Source organism: Enterobacter sp. NFIX58, from assembly GCF_900110475.1.
GTDB lineage: Bacteria > Pseudomonadota > Gammaproteobacteria > Enterobacterales > Enterobacteriaceae > Enterobacter > Enterobacter quasiroggenkampii.
In genome coordinates, this window is the sequence record NZ_FODW01000001.1 from 1,041,587 (window position 1) to 1,063,037 (window position 21,451).

The following is a 21,451-nucleotide window of genomic DNA, read 5'->3' on the forward strand; positions in this document are numbered from 1 at the left end:
TCCGATTCGGGAGAGACGACAATGCCCCCCTCTTTTACTGACGTCAGGTTATTCGATGAAACGTGTTTCTCAACTGACCGCGCTGGCCCTGCTCTGCGGCCTCGCTTCTTTTTCCTCACTGGCGGCTGATATGCCCAACGCCATCACGCTGTCTCAGCTTCAGGCACAGCACGGCACGCCTGTCGACACACGCGCCAGCGCCTTCTATAACGGCTGGCCGCAGACGCTCAGCGGCCCCTCCGGGCATGAACCCGCCGCACTCAACCTTGCTGCCGCCTGGCTTAGCGCCATGAGCGACGAGCAGATTGCGCTGTGGGCCAAACAGCATCAGCTTACCCCTGCGACGACCATCGCCCTGTACGGCGACGAGAACGATAACCAGGCGGTGAAAGCCCGCCTGGAGAAAGCCGGATACCGCCACGTTTCGCTGCTCAGCGATGCACTGCAGACCCCAGACCGCCTTCAGCGCCTGCCCCACTTTGAACAGCTGGTTTACCCGCAGTGGATCCACCGGCTCCAGCAGGGTAAACCCGTGACTGCCGCACCGGCGGGCGACTGGAAAGTGATCGAAGCCGCCTGGGGTGCACCGAAGTTTTACCTGCTGAACCACATTCCCGGCGCGGGCTATATCGACACCAACGAGGTGGAAAGCGAACCGTTGTGGAATAAAGTCTCCGACGACAAGCTGAAAGCGATGCTGGCGAAGCACGGGATCCGTCACGACACCACTGTCATCTTGTATGGCCGCGACGTCTACGCCGCCGCGCGCGTGGCGCAGATTATGCTGTATGCGGGCGTGAAGGATGTGCGTATTCTCGACGGCGGCTGGAAGGCGTGGTCAGATGCAGGCCTGCCGGTTGAGCGCGGCACGCCCGGTAAAGTAATGCCAGCCCCCGATTTTGGCGCGCCGATCCCCGGTCAGCCGCAGCTGATGGTGGATATGGAACAGGCGCGCGGCATGCTGCACCGTCAGGATGCCTCCCTGGTCAGCATTCGCTCGTGGCCGGAGTTCATTGGCGAAACCAGCGGCTACAGCTACATCAAGCCAAAAGGTGAAATTGCCGGTGCCCGCTGGGGCCACGCGGGCAGCGATGCTACCCACATGGAGGATTTCCATAACCCGGATGGCACCATGCGCAGCGCAGACGACATCGCCGCCCAGTGGAAGCGCTGGAATATTCTGCCGGAACAGCACGTCGCGTTTTACTGCGGCACCGGCTGGCGGGCGTCTGAAACCTTTATGTACGCCCGGGCGATGGGCTGGAAGAATATCGCCGTCTATGACGGCGGCTGGTACGAATGGAGCAGTCACCCGCAGAACCCGGTGACGACCGGTGAGCGCGGGCCTGAAAGCGCGCGCTAAGGGTTGAGTGACTTCAGCGTCACGTAGCCGCTCCAGATGCGCGTTGTGGTGGTCAGCCAGCACAGCGCGCCAAATACCCACGCGAAAAGCGTAAAGTGCGCCGGAAAGAGGCAGCACAGCACAAACAGCGCGAGGGTCTCCGTCCCTTCCGTTAACCCGCCGATGTAATAAAACGACTTGTGCGCATAGCCGGGGTTGTCGATCTCGTGCTTCGCGGCCAGCGCCGCAAACGCCAGAAAACTGCTGCCGGTCCCGATAAACGCAAACAGCAGCCAGGCCGCGGCCAGCGCATTCTCAACGGGTGCTGCCAGCGCAAAGCCAAACGGCACCAGGGCGTAGAACAGAAAATCGAGCGCAATATCGAGAAATCCCCCCGCATCGGTCAGCCCTCTGCGGCGCGCCAGCGCACCATCCAGACCGTCCAGCAGGCGGTTCAGCACGATGACGGCCAGCGCCGCCGGATACCAGCCAAGGGCCAGAAACGGCAGCGCCAGCACGCCGATGGCAAACCCGGTCAGGGTTAATCCGTCGGGCGTTATTCCCGGTCGGTCCAGCACGGAGACCAGACGATTCAGCGCCGGTTTTATCCGCGGATGAAGGTGGCGATCAAGCATGAGGCGTCTCGTTAAAGGTGGCGCACAGCCCCTGCGCCGGAATATCCAGCGCGGCGTTAAAGCGGGCAGAGAGATTCTGAAAGGCAATGAGCGCCGTCATCTCGGTGATAGCGTCATCCGTAAAATGGCGCTTCAGCGCCGCTCTGATGGCCTCATCCGCCCGGGGCGGCGTGGCGGTCACCGCCTCGGCGTAGGCCAGCGCCGCGCGCTCCTGCTCCGTGAACAAGGCGGAACCCTGCCAGTCGCTCACGGCCTGCACCTTATCCAGCGCCCCGCAGCGCTCGGCCAGCCGCAGGCTGTTGGCATCAATACAGAAAGCGCAGTGGCAGAGCTGGGACACCCGCGTCATTAGCAACGAACGAAGCACGGGCGTCAGGCGCGCGCGACGACGATCCAGAAAACCGACGAACAGCGCTACCAGCCAGAACAGACGCGGCATGCGCCCCCACCAGCGCGTGGGATTCAGCACGGCGCCAAAATGCTTTTTCTGCATCACGGCAATGGGTTTAAGGCTGGCGGGAAGGGATTCGATAGGGGCAACCCAGGCGGTAGTCTCTTTCACCTGATTCTCCTGATAGCTGGACTCTGAGAAAGGGCACGATAATATGTCTTTTTTCGTTATCAATTATTGACGACCATGCTGAAAACACTCGATGTCGTTGCCGCCATCATCGAAAAAGACGACAAAATTTTACTGGCACAGCGCCCTGCCCACGCCGACCAGCCGGGCATGTGGGAATTTGCAGGCGGCAAAGTCGAGGCGGGAGAAACCCAGCCCGAGGCGCTTATCCGCGAGCTGCGTGAAGAGTTAGGTATTGAAGCACGCCCTGCGCAATACGTGGCCAGCCACCAGCGTGTAGTCTCGCAGCGGTTAATCAACCTGCACGCCTGGCACGTTCCTGCGTTTAGCGGCGAGCTCACGGCGCACTACCACAGCGAGCTGGCGTGGTGTACGCCGGAAGAGGCGTTTGGCTACGCCTTAGCCCCCGCGGATATTCCCCTTCTGGAAGCGTTTATTGTTTTACGCGACGCCAGACCAGCGGGTTCGTGCCAATAACGCGCTCGTCACGCTGGCACTGCAACAGAACGCCCTCCGCTTTCACCACGGCCCCTTCCGAGTAGTTCTGGTTCTGATAGATGCAGCACTGATTACAGGGCTGCACCGTTTGATTCTGGCCGCTGGAGCTAAACACTTCCGGCGGCACATTCACTTCCACGTCCGGGCGAATGCGGTCAGCCTGCGCACCTGCGGTAAAGATCACACATAATGCGGTCAGTAGATAACGGTTCATAGACACATCTTCCTGTTGTTCCCTTGATAATGACTATAACGGTAAACCAGCGCGGAACCTTTAATATATCTCGTCATCGCTTTTGGTTATGACGCAGCTCATTTCATTAATTTCCCTTTCGCCCTGAATTTCTGCTTGCCAGACAAAGCAGTACGGGTGGTATAGTCAAAAAAACAACACAAAACGCATAAGTCATATACAAACATTATTATAAGAGGTTCTTATATCTATGGATCAGACACGCTCTCTGGAAAGTTTCCTTGCCCACGTTCAGCAGCGCGACCCGCACCAAAGCGAGTTCGCCCAGGCCGTGCGTGAAGTGATGACCACCCTGTGGCCCTTCCTTGAACAAAACCCGCGCTATCGCCAGATGTCTTTGCTTGAACGCCTTGTCGAGCCAGAGCGCGTGATCCAGTTCCGCGTGACGTGGGTGGACGATCGCAACCAGGTGCAGGTTAACCGCGCGTGGCGCGTACAGTTTAACTCCGCCATCGGCCCGTTTAAGGGCGGCATGCGTTTCCATCCGTCCGTGAATTTGTCCATTTTGAAATTCCTCGGCTTCGAGCAGACCTTTAAAAACGCGCTGACCACGCTGCCCATGGGCGGCGGGAAAGGCGGCAGCGATTTCGACCCGAAAGGCAAAAGCGAAGGCGAAGTGATGCGTTTCTGCCAGGCGCTGATGACCGAACTCTATCGCCATCTTGGTCCTGACACCGACGTGCCTGCCGGTGATATCGGCGTGGGCGGGCGTGAAGTAGGCTTTATGGCCGGTATGATGAAAAAGCTCTCCAACAACAGCGCCTGCGTCTTTACCGGCAAAGGGTTGTCGTTTGGCGGGAGCCTGATCCGCCCGGAAGCGACCGGGTACGGCCTGGTTTACTTCACCGAAGCCATGCTCAAGCGTCACGGCTTAGGTTTCGAAGGTATGCGCGTCGCGGTGTCCGGCTCCGGTAACGTGGCGCAGTACGCAATTGAGAAAGCGATGCAGTTTGGCGCTCGCGTAGTGACCGCCTCTGATTCCAGCGGAACGGTGGTGGATGAAGCGGGCTTCACGGCAGAGAAGCTGGCGCGCCTGTGTGAAATCAAAGCCAGCCGCGATGGACGCGTGGCGGATTACGCCCGGGAGTTGGGCCTGACCTACCTGGAAGGGAAACAGCCGTGGGGCGTGCCGGTGGATATCGCCCTGCCGTGCGCCACGCAGAACGAGCTGGATGCTGAAGCCGCGCGCACGTTGATTAGCAATGGCGTAAAAGCGGTGGCCGAAGGGGCGAACATGCCGACCACAATCGACGCGACGGACCTGTTCCTGGAGGCGGGCGTGCTGTTTGCACCGGGCAAGGCCGCTAACGCGGGCGGCGTAGCGACCTCCGGCCTCGAGATGGCGCAAAACGCCGCGCGTCTCGGCTGGAAGGCGGAAAAAGTGGACGCGCGCCTGCACCATATCATGCTGGATATTCACCATGCGTGCGTGGAGTACGGCGGTGAAGCATCGCAAACCAATTACGTGCGCGGGGCGAATATCGCCGGGTTCGTGAAGGTAGCGGATGCGATGATTGGGCAGGGTGTGATTTAAGTTTTCGCTGCGTTCTCAACGTGTAGGCCCGGTAAGCGTTAGCGCCACCGGGCTTTTTTCAGGACGCAGAGCTGCTTTTCGCCGGGTGGCGGCTTCGCCTTACCCGGCCTACGGGTTAAGAGGCGGCCGCGCTCTTTTTCTTTTTGAAAGGTTTCTTCGCGCCACCACCGGGTGCAACCATCCCTCTGAAGCGCTTCACCGGCGTGCTGCGCGCCTGATCGATCAGCTGGTAAAGCGTCCCCACCAGCGGCTGCATAAAGTCCTGATAGCGGCACTGCTTCTCGCTGATCTGCGTCAGCACCGACTCCCAGTGCGCGGTCATGTCCGGCCTGGCGGCCAGCTCAGGCAGGGAGTGAATCAGCGCGCGGCCCGGCTCGGTCGAATGGATGTAGCGCCCCTTTTTCTCAAGAAAACCGCGCTTAAAGAGCAGCTCGATGATCCCCGCGCGGGTTGCTTCCGTACCCAGACCGTCGGTGGCGCGTAGGATCTTCTTCAGATCTTTATCCTGCACGAACCGGGCGATGCCGGTCATCGCGGAAAGCAGCGTCGCATCGGTGAAATGGCGCGGCGGCTGGGTCTGACGTTCAACCACTTCGCCTTTCTCGCATAGCAGTTCGTCATCTTTAGCAACGACGGGCAGCGGCGTGCCGTCGTTCTCCTCGTCACGCTCTTTATTCCCCAGCAGCGTGCGCCAGCCTGCTTCAGCAAGGAAACGGGCTTTCGCAATGAATTTCCCTTTCGCGATTTCCAGTTCGATCACGCATTTGCGGAACACCGCGTCCGGGCAGAACTGCATCAGGTACTGGCGGGCGATCAGGTTATAGACCTTTGCTTCGTTGTCGGTCAGATTGACGTTGCTGGCGCGCGCCGTCGGGATAATCGCGTGGTGGGCGTCCACCTTTTTGTCGTCCCAGCAGCGGTTATGGGTGTCAGGGTTCACCACCGGCTGCGGCAGCAGATCCGGCGCATGCACGCTAATGGCGTTCATCACCGAATGACGACCGGCAAAATGCTCTTCCGGCAGATAGCGGCTATCTGAACGCGGATAGGTGATCAGCTTATGGGTTTCATAGAGCTTCTGGCAGATGTCCAGAACGTTCTGCGCGCTGAGGCCAAAGCGCTTCGCGGCCTCAATCTGCAGGGCCGACAGCGAGAATGGCAGCGGCGCGGGTTCTGATTCCCGTTTATCGTTATAGCTGGTAACGATAGCCGGCTGTCCGGTAATGCGGTTAACCACATGATCCGCCAGCGGACGGTGCAGCAAACGCCCCTCTTCATCCTGATACGACTCGCAGGCATCGCTCGGCTGCCAGACGGCGGTAAAGCGCTCGTCTTTAGGCGTGACGATATGCGCTTTCACCTCAAAGAAATCTTTAGCGACGAAGTTCTCAATCTCTTCGTCACGACGCACGACCAGCCCCAGCACCGGCGTCTGCACGCGGCCCACGGAGAGCACGCCCTGATAGCCCGCGTTGCGCCCGAGGATGGTGTAGGCGCGGGTCATGTTGATACCGTACAGCCAGTCGGCGCGGGCACGCGCGAGCGCCGAGACGCACAGCGGAATAAACTCGCTGTTGGCGCGCAGGCGCGAAATGGCTCGCTCGACCGCCTGTGGGTTGAGGTCGTTGATCAGACAGCGCTGCACCTGCTGGCGCTTTTCCGGCGCCAGCTCCAGATAGTCCAGCACCTCATCGACCAGCAGCTGTCCTTCCCTGTCCGGGTCACCCGCGTGCACGATTTCTTCGGCTTCATGCAGGAAGCGCTTGATCACGTTGAGCTGTTTGGTGACTGAAGGCCGGGGCTGCAGGCGCCATTTTTCCGGCACGATGGGCAGATCGTTCAAATTCCAGCGGGCGTAGCGGCTGTCGTAGACATCCGGCTGCGCCTGCTCAAGCAGGTGACCGATACACCAGGTGACCACCTGCCCGTTACCGCATTCGATAAAGCCGTCGCCCTTGCGATGCGGCTTGGGCAGCACATCGGCAATGGCACGGGCCAGGCTCGGCTTTTCGGCAATAAACAACCGCATCGAATTAACGGATCTCAATCATCGGTCGGCCACCGCGCGCGGTTACCAGCTCGCCGATCGCCGTCAGGGTAATGCCGAACTCGGCGGCAGTGGCCTGGACCTCGGCTTCGGATTCCGGCGTGACCGCCAGCAGCAGGCCGCCGGAGGTTTGCGGATCGCACAGCAGGTTGCGCCATTCTTCTGGCATTTCGCCCATCAGGTGACCGTAGCTGGCGAAGTTACGCTGGGTACCGCCCGGGACCGCGCCCTGAGCAATGTACTCTTCCACGCCCGGCAGCTTCGGCACGTCCTGATACCAGACCTGCGCCTGCACGCCCGCGCCCTGACACACTTCGGAGAGGTGCCCCAGCAGACCAAAACCGGTCACGTCGGTCATTGCCTTCACGCCGTCGATATTGGCGAACGCCGCACCGGCGAGGTTCATCTGGCACATGACTTCGGTTGCCAGCCCTTTGTGCTCCGGTTTCAGCAGGGACTTTTTCTCGGCGGTGGTCAGCACGCCAATGCCCAGCGGCTTGGTGAGGAACAGCTTGCAGCCCGCCTGTGCGGTGCTGTTGCGCTTCACGCGTTCGGTCGGGACCACGCCGGTAACGGCCAGGCCGAAGATAGGCTCCGGCGCATCAATAGAGTGACCACCGGCCAGCGCAATTCCTGCCTGCTGGCAGGCGAAACGGCCGCCATCAATCACTTCACGAGCCACTTCCGGCGGGATGGTGTTGATCGGCCAGCCCAGAATGGCGATCGCCATAATCGGCTTACCGCCCATGGCAAAGATATCGCTGATGGCGTTGGTGGCCGCAATGCGCCCGAAATCGAACGGATTGTCGACAATCGGCATAAAGAAGTCGGTGGTACTGATAATGCTGGTGCCGTTACCTAAGTCATAAACTGCAGCATCGTCGCGCGTTTCATTGCCGACAAGCAGGTTCGGGTCGACAAACTTCGCCTGTTCACTGTGAAGGATGGTCTCCAGCACTTTCGGGGAAATTTTACAACCGCAACCGGCTCCGTGGCTGTACTGCGTTAAACGAATGGTTTGCTCGCTCATGGACGTCTCCTGTCATCTCAATCGCGCTATGGTAGCGCTCATTCCATAAAGAGGTAAGTATGACTGTCTGAATTCTGCGGCAGATGCTCAGAATCCAGACAGTTTAGCGTGCGTTATCAGAAGCGGCTGACGAAAGGCGTGGTGTCCGGCACGCTGATGGTGCTGGAGGCTTTAAGCTGCGGGGTGCCGAGGTAGAGGAAACCGACAATTTTGTCATGCTCACCGCAGCCAAAACCGTCACGGACCGCCGGGCTTTCGGTCAGCGCACCGGTGCGCCAGATACCGTTGAAGCCTTGCGCGACGGCGGCCATTTGCATCGCCATCACCGCACAGCCCGCGGACATTTCCTGCTCCCAGACCGGCACCTTATGGCCCGCCTGACATTTTGCCACGACGGCGATGATCATCGGGGCGCGGAACGGGGCATTACGCGCCTTGTCGATCCCCTTCTCATCCTGCCCTGCGGCCAGCGCCCCCTGCTCCAGCAGTTGGCTGAAACGATCGCGTCCTTCGCCTTCAATTACAAAGAAGTGCCACGGCTGCAGTGTGCCATGATCGGGGGCACGCATGCCGGCACGCAGAATGTTCTCCAGCTGCTCGCCTGCCGGGGCAGGTTCGGCCAGACGGGAAGCGCTACGGCGGTTAACAAGCAGTTCGAGTGCGTCCATTGGTTAACTCCTTTCTTGAAATTTACTCACAAAATTAACACGACGGCAGATTTTGTTACAGCCTGGCAGGCGATTCCTGCTGACAAGTGGCGGTTGGGTCATTACGATAACCCAACATTACCGTCCAGTGGCGACGGAAACAGTCATTTTCTGGTTAGGGAGAATACATGCGAACCCTTTGGCGAATTATTGCCGGTTTCTTTAAATGGACGTGGCGACTGCTCAACTTCGTCCGCAACCTGGTGATGAACATCTTCTTCATCCTGCTGGTTCTGGTTTGCGCGGGTATCTGGATGCACATCAGCAACGCGAATCAGGCGCAGCATTCGACTCGCGGGGCCTTGTTACTTGATATCACCGGCGTAATCGTTGATAAACCGTCAGCCAGCAACCGTCTGGGCGTAATCAGCCGTCAGCTGTTTGGCGCCACGTCAGACCGTCTGCAGGAAAATTCCCTGTTCGATATCGTCGATGCCATCCGTCAGGCCAAAGATGACCGCAACATCACCGGCATCGTGCTGGATCTGAAAGATTTTGCCGGCGGCGATCAGCCGTCTATGCAGTACATCGGTAAAGCGCTGCGCGAATTCCGCGACAGCGGCAAGCCGGTCATTGCCGTGGGCGACAGCTACAGCCAGGGACAATATTATCTGGCGAGCTTCGCCAATAAGATCTGGCTCTCCCCACAGGGTACGGTCGATCTGCACGGCTTTGCCACCAACGGCCTGTACTACAAATCGCTGCTCGATAAGCTGAAGGTCACCACCCACGTCTTCCGCGTCGGTACGTACAAATCTGCCGTGGAGCCGTTTATCCGTGACGATATGTCCCCTGCCGCCCGCGAAGCGGACAGCCGCTGGATTGGTGAGCTGTGGCAGAACTATCTGGGCACCGTTGCCGCGAACCGTCAGATTACGCCTGAGCAGGTGTTCCCTGGCGCGCAGGGCGTGCTGGCAGGCCTGCGTAAGGTTGACGGCGATACCGCGAAATATGCGCTCGATAACAAACTGGTTGATGCCCTGGGCACCAGCGCCGAGATTGAAAAATCCCTGAGCAAACAGTTTGGCTGGAGCAAAGAGGACAAAAATTACAGCGCCATCAGCATGTATGATTACTCGACGAAGAAACCGGATGAGAACGGTGACAGCGTCGCGGTGGTCTTTGCCAACGGTGCGATCATGGACGGTCAGGAGACCCCGGGGAACGTGGGTGGCGATACCACCGCGTCACAAATCCGCGATGCGCGCCTGGATCCGAAAGTGAAGGCGATTGTCCTGCGGGTCAACAGCCCTGGCGGTAGCGTCAGCGCCTCCGAAGTCATCCGCGCTGAACTGGCCGCGGCGCGCGCCGCCGGTAAGCCGGTCGTCGTCTCAATGGGCGGAATGGCCGCCTCCGGAGGTTACTGGATCTCCACGCCAGCCAACTACATCGTGGCTAACCCAAGCACGCTGACCGGCTCGATTGGTATCTTCGGGGTGATCAACACCGTAGAGAACAGCCTGGATTCTCTGGGCGTGCATACCGACGGCGTAGCGACTTCTCCGCTGGCGGATGTCTCGGTGACCAAATCCCTGCCGCCGGAAGTCTCTGAGATGATGCAGCTCAGCATTGAGAACGGCTATAAACGCTTTATCACCCTGGTCGCAGACTCGCGTAAAAAGACGCCTGAGCAGATCGACCAGATTGCACAGGGCCACGTCTGGACCGGTCAGGATGCGAAGAGCAACGGACTGGTGGACAGCCTGGGTGACTTCGATGACGCGGTGAAGAAAGCCGCCGAACTGGCGAAGCTGAAGCAGTGGCATATCGAGTATTACCAGGACGAACCGTCGTTCTTCGATATGGTCATGGACAGCATGTCCGGCTCGGTACGCGCCATGCTGCCGGAGGCGCTGCAGGCTTACCTGCCTGCGCCGGTCGCCACGGCGGCAAAAGCGATGAAGGCGGAAAGCGATAAGCTTGCGGCCTTTAACGATCCACAGAGTCGTTACGCGTTTTGCCTGACCTGCGCGAACGTCCGTTAAAAACCGTCCCCTCTTCCCGCGAAGAGGGGATTTTTTTCTTTTGAAGAACAAGAACTCACTACCATGCAGAAGAAATCGATTTATGTAGCCTACACTGGCGGTACCATCGGTATGCAGCGCTCCGAAAACGGCTATATCCCCGTCTCCGGCCACCTTCAGCGTCAGCTTGCGCTGATGCCCGAATTCCACCGTCCGGAAATGCCTGACTTTACCATCCACGAATACGAGCCGCTGATGGACTCCTCCGACATGACGCCGGAAGACTGGCAGCACATCGCGGATGACATTAAAGCCCATTACGACCAGTACGACGGCTTCGTGATCCTGCACGGTACCGACACTATGGCGTTTACCGCCTCGGCGCTCTCCTTCATGCTGGAGAACCTGAGCAAGCCGGTTATCGTCACCGGGTCGCAAATTCCGCTGGCGGAACTGCGCTCCGACGGGCAGATCAACCTGCTGAACTCCCTGTACGTGGCGGCGAATTACCCGATTAACGAAGTGTCGTTGTTCTTTAACAACCGTCTGTATCGCGGTAACCGCACCACCAAAGCCCACGCCGACGGCTTTGACGCCTTTGCCTCACCTAACCTGCAGCCGCTGCTGGAGGCCGGTATTCATATCCGTCGTCTGGGAACCCCTCCTGCGCCGAACACCGCGGGCGAGCTGATTGTTCATCCGATTACTCCGCAACCGATTGGCGTGGTCACCATCTATCCGGGTATCTCTGCGGACGTGGTGCGTAACTTCCTGCGCCAGCCGGTGAAGGCGCTGATCCTGCGCTCCTACGGCGTGGGCAATGCGCCGCAGAACGGTGAATTCCTGAAAGAGCTTCAGGAAGCCAGCGAGCGTGGAATTGTGGTGGTGAACCTGACCCAGTGTATGTCCGGTAAAGTGAATATGGGCGGCTATGCCACCGGCAACGCGCTGGCGCATGCGGGGGTGATCAGCGGTTTCGATATGACCGTTGAGGCAACGCTGACTAAACTTCACTATTTACTGAGTCAGGATCTGGACATTCAGTCCATTCGCAGCGCGATGATGCAAAACCTGCGCGGCGAACTGACGCCTGACGAATAAGGAGGTCTCATGAAGCAACGCGCCCTGCTCCTGGTCGATTTGCAAAATGATTTCTGCGCGGGCGGTGCGCTGGCCGTCGCCGAAGGTGACAGCACCGTTGACGTGGCCAACACGCTGATTGACTGGTGCAAAGCCCGCGGTGAAGCGGTTGTCGCAAGCCAGGACTGGCACCCGGCAAATCACGGCAGCTTTGCCAGCCAGCACAACGTCGAACCGTTCACCCAGGGTGAACTCGACGGGCTGGCGCAAACCTTCTGGCCGGATCACTGCGTACAGCAGACGGAAGGCGCGGCGCTGCATCCGCTCCTGAATCAAAAGGCCATCGATGCGGTGTTCCACAAAGGCGAAAACCCGGCTATCGACAGCTATAGCGCGTTTTTTGATAACGGGCATCGTCAGAAAACCGCTCTCGATGCGTGGTTACGTCACCACGAAATCACGGAGCTGATTGTGCTGGGGCTGGCAACGGACTACTGCGTGAAGTTCACCGTGCTGGATGCGCTTCAGTTAGGCTACACCGTCAGCGTCATCACCGACGGCTGCCGCGGGGTGAACATTCACCCGCAGGACAGCGCCCAGGCGTTTATGGATATGGCTGCGGAAGGCGCGACGCTGTATACGCTCGAAGACTGGCTGGAAACGCAGGCTTAGGCCTTTTAAGCCGGGTGGCGGCTGCGCCTTACCCGGCCTACTTCTTTGGTTTTGTAGGCCGGGTAAGCGTCAGCGCCACCCGGCAAACCCCCTCCGATCTCCCATAAAGTGAACTCCCTCGCAACCTCAGCGAAGCGGCAATGCTATTCTCTTCAGGCTGTTTTTTCGCCACGCCTTTTCCGTGGCGTGGTTAATTTTATTTAGTCAAAGAGGAACTTGTATGAAACGTTTGCCCTTGCTGGCAGCATTACCCTTGCTTTGCGCGTCAGTTGCCTCCGCCAGTTCCCTGATGTCCGTGGGCTACTTTAACGGGGGTGGCGATGTCACCGCCGGACCGGGTGGCGATATCAATAAACTGGACGTTCGCCAGATCACCCACCTGAACTACTCGTTTGGTCTGGTCTATAACGACGAAAAAGACGAAACCAACGCCGCGCTGAAAGATCCGGCGAAGCTGCATCAAATCTGGCTATCGCCAAAAGTGGCGTCCGATCTGGCCTTAATCCCCACTCTGCGTAAGCAAAACCCAAATCTTAAGGTCCTGCTCTCCGTCGGCGGCTGGGGCGCGCGTGGCTTCTCTGGCGCAGCGGCAACCCAAGAGAGCCGCGCGGTGTTCATCCGCTCCGCACAGGAGATTGTCGAAAAATATGGTCTGGACGGGATCGATCTCGACTGGGAATATCCGGTCAACGGCGCCTGGGGGCTGGTGGCAAGCCAGCCCGCCGACCGGGATAACTTTACCGCCCTGCTGAAGGAGATGCGCGACGCGTTCGGGCATAAAAAGCTGGTGACCATTGCGGTAGGCGCGAATGCGGAAAGTCCGAAAAGCTGGGTGGATGTGAAAGCCATTGCGCCTCTGCTCGACTACATCAACCTGATGACCTACGACATGGCGTACGGCACGCAGTACTTCAATGCCAACCTGTATGACTCCAGCGCCTGGCCGACGGTGGCCGCCGCGGACAAATACAGCGTCGATTTTGTGGTGAACAACTATCTGGCCACCGGACTCAAGCCGCAGCAGATGAATCTCGGGATTGGTTTCTATGGCCGCGTACCGAAACGCGCCGTGGAGCCGGGCATTGACTGGACGAAACCCGATGCGCAAAAAAACCCGGCCACTCAGCCCTACTTCGGGTCGCAGGAGATTGGGTTATTCAAGTCACTCGGCTATGACCTGACCAAAGATACCTACGTGAAGTACAACGATATCGTCAAAAAGCTGCTGAACGATCCGCAGAAACGCTTTACCGAACACTGGGACGACCAGGCAAAGGTGCCGTGGCTCTCGGTGAAAGGTGCCGATGGCAGCGCGCTGTTTGCGATTTCGTATGAGAACCCGCGATCCGTGGCGATCAAAGCGGACTACATCAAAGAGAAAGGGCTCGCCGGAGCGATGTTCTGGGAGTACGGCGCGGATGACGAAAACCAGTTAGCGAAGCAGCTGGCGGCGTCGCTCGGGATCCCACACTAAGGTGTAGTGTGCCGGGTGGCGCTAGCGCTTACCCGGCCTACAGGGAGAGCCTTATTTGAAAGTCGCAATCGGCTTCGGCGTGATACCGAAGTCCTCTTTCAGCTCACGCTTGCTCTTCATCACCATCTGACCACGGGTGTCGATCGTCATGTGCTGCGCGTCAGTGTTGTTGCGCGCCTGCCACAGCATCACCAGCTGCAGGCTGTTCTCTTTCTGCTCCGGGGTCAGCGCGACGCCATCGGGCCATTTTCCCAGCTCTACGGCGGTGACCAGACGCTGATAAATTTCCGGCGTCATCCCGCTAATCATGTCTTCAATATTCACAATCCCGCCCTTTCGAAGGAATAATTTGCTGAATCGTTTTTTCAACCCTTGATCTGGTCGCCGTTTTCGTCGTCAGTGAAGCTCATTGAGGCTGAATTCACGCAGAAACGCTCGCCCGTTGGCTGAGGGCCATCCGGGAAGACGTGGCCAAGGTGCGCATCGCAGTTGCCGCAGCGAATTTCGGTGCGCACCATACCGTGCGACGAGTCGGTCAGATAGCGGATAGCCTCATCGCTCACCGGCTCGTAAAAGCTCGGCCAGCCGCAGCCCGAATCAAATTTCGTTTGTGAATTAAACAGCGGGGCATCACAGACCAGGCAGTGGTAGACACCGTCCCGCTTGTTGTGCAGTAAACGCCCGGTGAACGGGGGTTCCGTTCCGTGGTTCTGCGTCACGTAAAACTGCATTTCTGTGAGGTTTTTTTTCAAATCGTCAGGGTTACGTTGGTTCGACATATGCTTACATCTCGCTGTAGAAACAGACATCTTTTACCCCGCATTCTAACAAAACATTAACACCCTTGCGTGCACTTTTGATCTAAACTTATGTGTCGCGAAAAGGCGGTCAGGCAATTGTGATCACATTCACATTTTTATCCTGCGAGGACTTTAAAATTCCGGGCGCAGCCCCCATGTGGTTGCAAGCTCAAAGGGAAAGTGAGGCGAGTCAGTCGCACAAACGTTAGTCACAGGATTGATTTGTCGCAATGATTGACACGATTCCGCTTGACGCTGCGTAAGGTTTTTGTAATTTTACAGGCAACCTTTTATTCACTAACAAATAGCTGGTGGAATATATGACTATCAAAGTAGGTATCAACGGTTTTGGCCGTATCGGCCGTATTGTTTTCCGTGCTGCTCAGAAACGTTCTGACATCGAAATCGTTGGTATCAACGATCTCCTGGACGCTGAATACATGGCGTACATGCTGAAGTACGACTCAACTCACGGTCGTTTCGACGGCACCGTTGAAGTGAAAGACGGCCACCTGGTTGTAAATGGCAAAACCATCCGCGTTACTGCTGAGAAAGACCCAGCTAACCTGAAATGGAACGAAATTGGTGTTGACGTTGTTGCTGAAGCAACCGGTATCTTCCTGACCGACGAAACTGCACGTAAACACATCACTGCGGGTGCGAAGAAAGTTGTTCTGACTGGTCCTTCCAAAGACAACACCCCAATGTTCGTTCGTGGTGCAAACTTCGAAACTTACGCTGGCCAGGATATCGTGTCTAACGCATCCTGCACCACCAACTGCCTGGCACCGCTGGCTAAAGTTATCAACGACAACTTCGGCATCATCGAAGGTCTGATGACTACCGTTCACGCAACCACCGCTACTCAGAAAACCGTTGATGGCCCGTCTCACAAAGACTGGCGCGGCGGCCGTGGCGCGGCTCAGAACATCATCCCATCCTCTACCGGTGCGGCTAAAGCTGTAGGTAAAGTACTGCCAGAACTGAATGGCAAACTGACTGGTATGGCGTTCCGCGTTCCAACTCCTAACGTATCCGTTGTTGACCTGACCGTTCGTCTGGAAAAAGCTGCTTCTTATGAAGAAATTAAGAAAGCAATCAAAGCTGCTTCCGAAGGCCCAATGAAAGGCGTTCTGGGTTACACCGAAGACGACGTTGTTTCTACCGATTTCAACGGCGAAGTGTGCACTTCCGTGTTCGATGCTAAAGCAGGTATCGCACTGAACGACAACTTCGTTAAACTGGTATCCTGGTACGACAACGAAACCGGCTACTCTAACAAAGTACTGGACCTGATCGCTCACATCTCCAAATAAGTTGAGATGAGTGTTTGATCCAAAAAGGCGACTTCGGTCGCCTTTTTTATTTATAAGACAGAGGATTGCTGAATGATTAATAAAATTTTTGCACTTCCGGTAGTCGAACAACTTACCCCTGTGCTCTCCCGCCGCCAGATTGACGGTGCTGACGTTATCGTCGTTGACCATCCACGCGTTAAGGCCTCCGTGGCGCTGAACGGTGCCCACCTGCTCTCCTGGAAACCCGAAGGGGAAGCTGAGGGATTGTGGCTGAGCGATGCGACCTCTTTCAAAAAAGGGGCGGCGATTCGCGGCGGCGTACCGATCTGCTGGCCGTGGTTCGGCCCGTCCGCACAGCCGGGTTTGCCTTCTCACGGTTTTGCCCGTAACCAGCAGTGGACCCTGAAAGCGCATAACGAAGACGACAACGGCGCCGTGCTGACCTTTGAGCTGCAGGCTAATGACGAAACTCGTGCCCTCTGGCCGCATGATTTCACCCTGTACGCCCGCTTTAAGCTGGGTAAAACCTGTGAAATCGAACTGGAAGCCCATGGCGAGTTCGAAACCACCTCCGCCCTGCACACCTATTTCAACGTGGGTGACATCAGCGCAGTGAAGGTGAGCGGCCTTGGCGATACCTTTATCGACAAAGTCGATGACGCCAAAGAAGGGAAGCTGAGTGACGGCGTTCAGGCGTTTCCTGACCGTACCGACCGCGTCTATCTGCATCCGGAAGCATGCAGCGTGATCCACGACGGTGCCCTGAACCGCGGCATTGAGGTGGTACATCACCACCATAGCAACGTGGTGGGCTGGAACCCGGGTCCGGCGCTGTCTGTCAGCATGGCCGACGTGCCTGACGACGGTTATAAAACGTTCGTCTGCGTGGAAACCGCCTGCGTGACCACCCCGCAGAAAGCGAGTGAAGAAAAGCCATCTCGTTTAGGGCAGACGATCCGCATTGTTAAGCGATAATTTCACTGCACCACACTAAAGCAAACGGGGCGCATGCGCCCCGTTTTAATGCATCAATTGCACACTTTTAGTGCACAATCAGAACTTGTAGGTCACACCGACAGAGAAGATGCCTGCCCAGGACTTGTCGACCATCGGGCTATCCTTCACTTCATCGCTCAGACGCTCATAACGGCCAGTACCGTACACGCTCCAGTCGCCGAGGAAGTTATAGCTCGCGGTCAGCTCCAGGTACGGATCCCAGCCGTCATCTGCGCTGTAACTCTTCAGACCGCTACGACGGGACTCGTTTTTAGAGACGCCATAATAGTAGTCGTTGTAGTTCTCGCTGTTGTACTGCACACCAATCCCCGGGGTCAGAGTCAAAGCACCGTTGGTATAGCGGTACAACCACGCCAGGTCCCAGATAAAACCGTTGCTGTTATCCAGCGTATCGCCTGCCAGGGCCGTACGCAGGAAGCCATACTGGGTGTTATGCACATAAGAGAGGCCGGCCATCATCGAGCTTTTACGCTTGTCGAGCTGGCGAAGCGCGTGGCTGTCGCTGTCACCCGGCTTGAAGTGCGTCGGATCGTAGTAGGCCATGATGGAGAGCTTATCGGCCGTATCGTTCCACAGATAGTAGCCGCCGCCGAGCCCACGGAACCAGACGTTATCCCCTTCATAGGTGATAACGGGAACAGGGTAAACATCACGGTCATACTGTTTGTACGGGCTGTTAATGACGCCAACACCCGCGCCAACCGTCCACTGACTTTCCGCCTGTGCGGTGCTTACTGCGGTCGCGGCAAGGATGCCTAATGCCAGAAGTTTGAGTTTGGTCACAATCCATTCTTTCCTGTAGTCAAATAATCAGCGGGTGAAGTGTAACCGCCATTCCCGTACATCCCAAAATTTTTTGCCTGCTAATCAGTCCGATTAACCCATTATTTTTAACTTATCAGATGACAACCTGCTTTCATTTACATGAACGCTGAATGAAAAACGTGCTTTTGCCTTATTACCAGAGTGGAAATTTTTGGATGAGTTATTGATATGTCATTGAAAGTAGATTTTATGGGCATGCAAGTTTTGCAAATGCCATCTACGCTTTAATTTAAGAAGAGTTTTCCTGAACACCTGCGGTTCTTAGCGTCTGACCTGGCACACAGGTTGCTGCTCTGGCAGTGAGGTGCGAGAGATTCTCTTCCGGGAGCCTCCACTACTCATACGAACGGCTCTTATCCTGTGCTAAAAAACGAAAGGACGGCATGCCATGAATATATTCGATCACTATCGCCAGCGCTATGAAGCTGCCAAGGACGAAGAGTTCACACTGCAGGAGTTTCTTACCATCTGTCGGCAAGATCGCAGTGCCTATGCCAATGCGGCAGAACGGCTATTAATGGCTATTGGTGAGCCAAACATGGTTGACACTGCCCTGGAACCCCGGCTTTCCCGTCTCTTTTCGAATCGGGTGGTCGCCCGATACCCGGCGTTTGAAGAGTTCTATGGTATGGAAGATGCCATCGAACAGATTGTCTCCTACCTGAAGCATGCCGCTCAGGGTCTGGAAGAGAAGAAACAGATCCTCTATTTACTCGGCCCCGTGGGCGGCGGTAAATCCTCGCTGGCGGAACGCCTGAAGTCGCTGATGCAGCGCGTGCCTATCTATGTGCTGAGCGCCAACGGCGAGCGCAGCCCGGTGAATGACCATCCGCTGTGCTTGTTCAATCCGCAGGAAGATGCGCAGATTCTGGATAAAGAGTACGGCATCCCGCGTCGCTACCTCGGCACCATCATGTCGCCGTGGGCGGCCAAACGCCTGCACGAATTTGGTGGCGACATCACCAAATTCCGCGTGGTGAAAGTCTGGCCGTCGATCCTGGAACAGATCGCCATCGCCAAAACGGAACCCGGTGATGAGAACAACCAGGATATTTCGGCGCTGGTCGGTAAGGTCGACATCCGCAAGCTGGAAAACTTCGCGCAAAACGACCCGGATGCCTACGGTTACTCGGGTGCACTGTGCCGGGCTAACCAGGGGATTATGGAATTCGTCGAGATGTTTAAAGCGCCCATCAAGGTGCTGCATCCGCTGCTGACGGCGACTCAGGAAGGAAACTACAACGGGACGGAAGGTATCTCTGCCCTGCCGTTTAACGGGATCATTCTTGCCCACTCGAACGAATCTGAATGGGTGACTTTCCGTAATAACAAGAACAATGAGGCCTTCCTTGACCGCGTGTACATCGTCAAGGTGCCTTATTGCCTGCGGATCTCCGAAGAGATCAAAATTTACGAGAAACTGCTTAACCACAGTGAGCTGGTGCATGCGCCGTGCGCGCCGGGCACCCTGGAAACGCTGTCACGCTTCTCCATCCTTTCGCGCCTGAAAGAGCCGGAAAACTCCAGCATCTACTCGAAAATGCGCGTGTATGACGGTGAGAGCCTGAAGGATACCGATCCGAAAGCGAAATCGTATCAGGAATACCGCGACTACGCCGGGGTCGATGAAGGGATGAACGGTCTGTCCACGCGCTTCGCGTTTAAGATCCTCTCCCGCGTCTTTAACTTCGACCATGCGGAAGTGGCGGCCAACCCGGTGCATCTGTTCTATGTACTGGAGCAGCAAATTGAACGCGAACAGTTCCCGCAGGAGCAGGCTGAACGCTACCTTGAGTTCCTGAAAGGTTACCTGATCCCGAAATACGCCGAGTTCATTGGCAAAGAGATCCAGACGGCCTACCTGGAATCCTATTCAGAGTACGGGCAGAACATTTTCGACCGTTATGTCACCTACGCTGACTTCTGGATCCAGGATCAGGAGTACCGTGACCCGGATACCGGCCAGCTGTTTGACCGTGAATCCCTGAACGCGGAGCTGGAAAAAATCGAGAAGCCAGCCGGGATCAGCAACCCGAAAGACTTCCGTAACGAGATTGTGAACTTCGTCCTGCGCGCCAGAGCGCATAACAACGGGCGCAATCCGAACTGGACCAGCTACGAGAAACTGCGCACGGTCATTGAGAAGAAAATGTTCTCCAATACCGAAGAGCTGCTGCCGGTGATCTCGTTTAACGCCAAAACCTCAACCGATGAACAGAAAAAACACGACGATTTTGTCGACCGTATGATGGAAAAAGGCTACACCCGCAAACAGGTCCGCCTGCTCTGCGAATGGTACCTGCGCGTGCGTAAATCGTCTTAAAACAAGTGCCCGGCGGCGGTTAGCGCCTGCCGGGCCTACAAAATGCAAGTTGGCAAATGCAGTACGGGGGGTATATGACCTGGTTTATTGACCGGCGTCTTAACGGCAAAAACAAGAGCACGGTGAACCGCCAGCGCTTCTTGCGTCGTTATAAAGCGCAAATTAAACAGTCTATCTCCGAGGCCATCAACAAACGCTCGGTGACCGACGTCGACAGCGGCGAGTCTGTCTCCATCCCCACCGATGACATCAGCGAACCGATGTTTCATCAGGGGCGAGGCGGCCTGCGCCATCGCGTACACCCAGGTAATGACCACTTCGTTCAGAACGACAGAATTGAGCGCCCTCAGGGCGGCGGCGGTGGTTCAGGAAGCGGTCAGGGACAGGCCAGCCAGGACGGTGAAGGCCAGGACGAATTTGTCTTCCAGATTTCGAAAGATGAATATCTCGACCTGCTGTTCGAAGACCTGGCGCTGCCGAATCTGAAAAAGAATCAGCATCGTCAGCTTAATGAATATAAAACCCACCGCGCGGGTTATACCGCCAACGGCGTGCCCGCCAACATCAGCGTCGTGCGTTCGTTGCAGAATTCGCTGGCGCGACGCACGGCCATGACGGCAGGCAAACGTCGCGAACTGCGCGAGCTGGAGAGTAGCCTGAAGGTGGTGGAAAACACGGAACCGGCGCAACTGCTGGAAGAGGAGCGCCTGCGTAAAGAGATTGCAGAGCTGAGGGCGAAGATCGAACGGGTACCGTTTATCGACACCTTCGACCTGCGCTACAAGAACTACGAAAAACGCCCTGAGCCCTCCAGCCAGGCGGTGATGTTCTGTCTCATGGACGTGTCCGGCTCGATGGATCAGGCCACCAAAGATATGGCGAAGCGTTTTTATATCCTGCTCTATTTGTTCCTGAGCAGAACCTATAAGAACGTGGAGGTGGTCTATATCCGCCACCACACCCAGGCGAAGGAGGTGGATGAACATGAGTTCTTCTACTCGCAGGAGACCGGGGGCACCATCGTCTCGAGCGCGCTGAAGCTGATGGATGAAGTGGTCAAAGAGCGCTACGACCCGGCGCAGTGGAACATTTATGCCGCGCAGGCGTCGGATGGCGATAACTGGGCCGACGACTCGCCGCTGTGTCACGAGATCCTGGCGAAGAAAATTCTGCCGGTCGTGCGTTACTACAGCTATATCGAAATCACCCGTCGCGCACACCAGACCCTGTGGCGGGAGTATGAGCATCTGCAGGCGATGTTCGATAATTTCGCCATGCAGCATATCCGTGACCAGGATGACATTTATCCGGTGTTCAGGGAGCTGTTCCACAAGCAGTCAGCTACCAGCAACGCATAAACCCACAGCCAGCG

At 57.0% G+C, this 21,451-nt stretch carries 20 protein-coding genes; 11 read left to right on the top strand and 9 right to left on the bottom strand.

Annotated elements, in window-relative coordinates:
* Positions 1-55: 55 nt before the first annotated feature.
* Entirely contained in the window at positions 56-1,363 is a 1,308-nt protein-coding gene (locus BMW97_RS05095) for a sulfurtransferase (RefSeq protein ID WP_045910247.1), read from the top strand.
* On the opposite strand, the gene BMW97_RS05100 is transcribed toward BMW97_RS05095, so the two are convergent.
* Positions 1,360-1,977: a CDP-alcohol phosphatidyltransferase family protein gene (locus tag BMW97_RS05100; RefSeq protein WP_045910246.1), complete on the bottom strand. Its 618-nt coding sequence runs from the start codon at positions 1,975-1,977 to the stop codon at positions 1,360-1,362. The genes BMW97_RS05095 and BMW97_RS05100 overlap by 4 nt on opposite strands.
* Positions 1,970-2,539, bottom strand: a complete 570-nt coding sequence (locus BMW97_RS05105) for a carboxymuconolactone decarboxylase family protein (protein ID WP_045910245.1) — start codon at positions 2,537-2,539, stop codon at positions 1,970-1,972. Before BMW97_RS05105 ends, BMW97_RS05100 begins: the two co-directional genes overlap by 8 nt.
* A 75-nt stretch (positions 2,540-2,614) precedes the next feature.
* Here BMW97_RS05105 and BMW97_RS05110 point away from each other — a divergent pair, with 75 nt between their 5' ends.
* Entirely contained in the window at positions 2,615-3,034 is a 420-nt protein-coding gene (locus BMW97_RS05110) for a pyrimidine (deoxy)nucleoside triphosphate diphosphatase (protein ID WP_045910244.1), read from the top strand.
* Here the strand turns inward: BMW97_RS05110 and BMW97_RS05115 are convergent.
* Positions 2,991-3,269, bottom strand: coding sequence for a DUF1496 domain-containing protein (locus BMW97_RS05115; RefSeq protein ID WP_045910243.1), 279 nt, complete (start codon positions 3,267-3,269; stop codon positions 2,991-2,993). The genes BMW97_RS05110 and BMW97_RS05115 overlap by 44 nt on opposite strands.
* A 229-nt stretch (positions 3,270-3,498) precedes the next feature.
* Between BMW97_RS05115 and gdhA the strand changes: the two genes are divergently transcribed.
* Entirely contained in the window at positions 3,499-4,842 is a 1,344-nt protein-coding gene (gdhA, locus tag BMW97_RS05120) for an NADP-specific glutamate dehydrogenase (protein ID WP_045910242.1), read from the top strand.
* Positions 4,843-4,957: 115 nt separating this feature from the next.
* On the opposite strand, the gene BMW97_RS05125 is transcribed toward gdhA, so the two are convergent.
* The 3 genes from BMW97_RS05125 to BMW97_RS05140 form a co-directional block, all read right to left on the bottom strand.
* Positions 4,958-6,871 carry a DNA topoisomerase III gene (locus BMW97_RS05125; RefSeq protein ID WP_045910241.1) on the bottom strand — a complete coding sequence of 638 codons (1,914 nt, stop codon included), beginning with the start codon at positions 6,869-6,871 and terminating at the stop codon, positions 4,958-4,960.
* 4 nt (positions 6,872-6,875) lie between these two features.
* A complete protein-coding gene (gene selD / locus BMW97_RS05130; RefSeq protein ID WP_008500702.1) occupies positions 6,876-7,919 on the bottom strand; it encodes a selenide, water dikinase SelD in 1,044 nt (347 codons plus the stop codon).
* A 116-nt stretch (positions 7,920-8,035) separates the two neighbouring features.
* Positions 8,036-8,587: an NAD(P)H nitroreductase gene (locus BMW97_RS05140; protein ID WP_045910240.1), complete on the bottom strand. Its 552-nt coding sequence runs from the start codon at positions 8,585-8,587 to the stop codon at positions 8,036-8,038.
* 167 nt (positions 8,588-8,754) lie between these two features.
* Between BMW97_RS05140 and sppA the strand changes: the two genes are divergently transcribed.
* From sppA to BMW97_RS05160, 4 genes are all read left to right on the top strand, one after another.
* Positions 8,755-10,611 carry a signal peptide peptidase SppA gene (sppA, locus tag BMW97_RS05145; protein WP_045910239.1) on the top strand — a complete coding sequence of 619 codons (1,857 nt, stop codon included), beginning with the start codon at positions 8,755-8,757 and terminating at the stop codon, positions 10,609-10,611.
* A gap of 63 nt (positions 10,612-10,674) precedes the next feature.
* Positions 10,675-11,691, top strand: coding sequence for an asparaginase (gene ansA, locus BMW97_RS05150; RefSeq protein ID WP_008500705.1), 1,017 nt, complete (start codon positions 10,675-10,677; stop codon positions 11,689-11,691).
* A gap of 9 nt (positions 11,692-11,700) precedes the next feature.
* A complete protein-coding gene (pncA, locus tag BMW97_RS05155) occupies positions 11,701-12,342 on the top strand; it encodes a bifunctional nicotinamidase/pyrazinamidase (protein WP_023327146.1) in 642 nt (213 codons plus the stop codon).
* A 220-nt stretch (positions 12,343-12,562) separates the two neighbouring features.
* Positions 12,563-13,816, top strand: coding sequence for a chitinase ChiD (locus BMW97_RS05160; RefSeq protein WP_045910238.1), 1,254 nt, complete (start codon positions 12,563-12,565; stop codon positions 13,814-13,816).
* Positions 13,817-13,867: 51 nt separating this feature from the next.
* On the opposite strand, the gene BMW97_RS05165 is transcribed toward BMW97_RS05160, so the two are convergent.
* Both BMW97_RS05165 and msrB read right to left on the bottom strand, forming a co-directional pair.
* Entirely contained in the window at positions 13,868-14,140 is a 273-nt protein-coding gene (locus BMW97_RS05165) for a YeaC family protein (protein WP_023327144.1), read from the bottom strand.
* Positions 14,141-14,181: 41 nt separating this feature from the next.
* Positions 14,182-14,595, bottom strand: coding sequence for a peptide-methionine (R)-S-oxide reductase MsrB (msrB, locus tag BMW97_RS05170; protein ID WP_008500710.1), 414 nt, complete (start codon positions 14,593-14,595; stop codon positions 14,182-14,184).
* Between the two features lie 341 nt (positions 14,596-14,936).
* Here msrB and gapA point away from each other — a divergent pair, with 341 nt between their 5' ends.
* Positions 14,937-15,932: a glyceraldehyde-3-phosphate dehydrogenase gene (gene gapA / locus BMW97_RS05175; protein ID WP_006809136.1), complete on the top strand. Its 996-nt coding sequence runs from the start codon at positions 14,937-14,939 to the stop codon at positions 15,930-15,932.
* A gap of 72 nt (positions 15,933-16,004) precedes the next feature.
* Entirely contained in the window at positions 16,005-16,889 is an 885-nt protein-coding gene (locus BMW97_RS05180) for a D-hexose-6-phosphate mutarotase (protein ID WP_045910237.1), read from the top strand.
* A gap of 78 nt (positions 16,890-16,967) precedes the next feature.
* Here BMW97_RS05180 and BMW97_RS05185 read toward each other — a convergent pair whose 3' ends face one another.
* Entirely contained in the window at positions 16,968-17,714 is a 747-nt protein-coding gene (locus tag BMW97_RS05185) for a MipA/OmpV family protein (RefSeq protein WP_045910236.1), read from the bottom strand.
* A 430-nt stretch (positions 17,715-18,144) separates the two neighbouring features.
* Here BMW97_RS05185 and yeaG point away from each other — a divergent pair, with 430 nt between their 5' ends.
* A complete protein-coding gene (gene yeaG, locus BMW97_RS05190; RefSeq protein WP_008500713.1) occupies positions 18,145-20,079 on the top strand; it encodes a protein kinase YeaG in 1,935 nt (644 codons plus the stop codon).
* Between the two features lie 74 nt (positions 20,080-20,153).
* Positions 20,154-21,437: a YeaH/YhbH family protein gene (locus BMW97_RS05195; RefSeq protein WP_032651499.1), complete on the top strand. Its 1,284-nt coding sequence runs from the start codon at positions 20,154-20,156 to the stop codon at positions 21,435-21,437.
* Positions 21,438-21,451: the final 14 nt, after the last annotated feature.